We start from the raw sequence: 2,358 nt of genomic DNA on the forward strand, positions 1-2,358 counted from the left end.
AGAACAACGGGATTTTAAGGGGTGGAGATTTACCATCATTCGGTAGTGACGGTAAGCTTGAGAGTCTAGATATACCTGACCACTGTACATTGTCTATGCGCTTTTGTTCAAAAGTGTATTTTGTATTCGTCATAGTATTTGCCTTATTATTTTAAATGGTGTTTAGTAGTAGCGTTTTTTAGTTATGGTAGTCAAAGTTTCAAGTCAGCCGTGTCTGTTCGCCGCTTTTTGAGCAACGTTGTAGAGGTAAAATGAGTGAATTGATTTATATAAATAGCTAGAAAGCTGTAGTTTAAGATGATTTTTTTAGCAAACAGATATTTTTGACCAGTACTTGTATGTTGGCTATGTCTATTTTTTTGTTTGTGTTTATTGATACTTAGAATAGTGATAGTTAATACAGGTCAATAGTTTTTTGAAGTTAACGAAGATAGCAGAGTTATAAGGTGAAGCGTTGCGCTTCGAGGGTTAACTCCATGTCACGATGTTGCGTTATTTCTTCCTGACTCAATAACTATAGTATAAAAGAGGATGAAAAGAAAGGGAATGAAACAATGTTTGCGACAACTGGTGTCGCTTAGCCACATTGAAACATCCTAAGTTAATGTCTACGGATTTGACGGCAAGGGTCACTTATAATGATTTAAATGCGTTAAACCTTGTCAGAACCGAATAGAATCACTAAATGCTGGTAGTATTAACTTGAATAAACTCTACTAATCATCATTTGGAACCCAATATGACTTCAATTGCAGTAGAAAGTACCGTGAAAAATGCTGCCGCTATCGCTATTATCGGCGGTAGCGGTCTATATCAAATGCAAGCTTTGACCAACAAGCGCAGCGTTAAAATTGAGACACCCTATGGTGAGCCATCTGATGATATCGTGCTCGGTGAACTTGATGGCATCACAGTCGCATTCTTAACGCGGCATGGTCAAGGACATAGGTTGACACCATCCGAGGTGCCTTATCGTGCCAATATCTATGCATTAAAGACTTTAGGCGTACGCTATATCGTCTCAGTATCAGCGGTTGGCTCATTGCAAGAGAAGCTGAGACCATTAGATATGGTCATTCCCGATCAAATGATTGATATGACTAAGCAGCGAGTAAGTACGTTTTTTGGAGAGGGTGCAGTCGCCCATGTCTCAATGGCTGACCCTTTGTGTCCTAAGGTGGCAGAAATCTTGATACGAGCTTATGACAAAGCGAATATTGCCGATGGGCAGTGCCATGCAAAAGCGACCTATGTGTGTATCGAAGGGCCACAGTTTTCAACTCGTGCAGAATCACACTGGTATCGGCAGATGCAAGCGGACATCATCGGTATGACCAATATGCCAGAAGCTAAGCTGGCACGCGAAGCCAGTATCGCCTATGCGACCTTAGCGCTAGTGACAGATTTCGATTGCTGGCAGCCGAATGAGGAAGCCGTCAGTGCGGATTACGCTATAAAAAATCTAATGAAAAACGCAGATAACGCGCAGCAAGTGATTAAACAAGCCGTGGCATTAATTGCATCTGAACAGCCTAGATCCATTGCCCATACTGCTTTGTCGCAAGCATTAGTCACGCCCATTGCAGCGATGAATGAGCAAACCAAGGCACGGCTTGCGGCGTTACTTCCTTAATAGTTGAAATTGTAGATTTTATAACGTTTTTTCATATAAAAGAGGCCATCAAATCATTTGATGGCCTCTTTTATTTTTGACAGACAACTTTTTTGAGAGATAGCTTTTTCAACATCATACAGGTCTTATTTTTAGCAACAGCTTCCTGAATTAATAAACCGCCCCGCGTTTGCGTCAGAGATTATACTCGCTTGATTACCAAACGGCAGGATATCACCACAACCTGCAAAAATGCCGTAGTGGCGACTATCATTGCCAATAAAATCAAAATGCTTGGCAAAGCGTGACTCTTTTAGCATACGAAAAGTATTACCGCAGACAGGGAAGACGCGGCCCGTCTCAATCGCATGATGCTTATCTAAATTAAAATGATGTGGTAGCTGGTCAATGGTTCCGTGATAAATGACTGCTTGACCGTAGTCTTCACAAGCATCTTCAAGCGTTGCAATCTTAAATAATCGATAAGTAGCGGAAAAAAACTGAATATCACCAATCTTAGCGGCAAGTAGCGGATCGGTGATTTCAAGCGGACGATCCTCAACCAAACGTGGGTCTAAGAAATCAGCGTATCGCGCTAGGCGCTCAAAATCCTTCCAGTATAATGCACCGCTCAAACATTCCCCATAGAGGACAGGATCATTAACTAAATGCTGTGGGATACGGCGGTCTGCATAGACGTCAGAGAAGTAAAACTCACCGCCAGACTTGAGCAAACGCTGCACACT

At 41.9% G+C, this 2,358-nt stretch carries 1 protein-coding gene and 1 pseudogene; one reads left to right on the forward strand and one right to left on the reverse strand.

Translation table 11 applies throughout. From position 1 onward, the window contains the following. Positions 1–739 precede the first annotated feature (739 nt). Positions 740–1,633, forward strand: coding sequence for an S-methyl-5'-thioadenosine phosphorylase (mtnP, locus tag VLN09_RS03155; protein WP_325243748.1), 894 nt, complete (start codon positions 740–742; stop codon positions 1,631–1,633). Positions 1,634–1,764: 131 nt separating this feature from the next. Here mtnP and VLN09_RS03160 read toward each other — a convergent pair. Next, a pseudogene (locus VLN09_RS03160) lies at positions 1,765–2,358 on the reverse strand (methyltransferase type 11); the annotation flags it as partial.

Source organism: Psychrobacter sp. (assembly GCF_035469765.1).
Classification (GTDB): domain Bacteria; phylum Pseudomonadota; class Gammaproteobacteria; order Pseudomonadales; family Moraxellaceae; genus Psychrobacter.

Bases quoted from the DNA above. Each gene is read 5' to 3' on its own strand.
- mtnP (WP_325243748.1), top strand. From the start codon at position 740: ATGACTTCAATTGCAGTAGAAAGTACCGTGAAAAATGCTGCCGCTATC.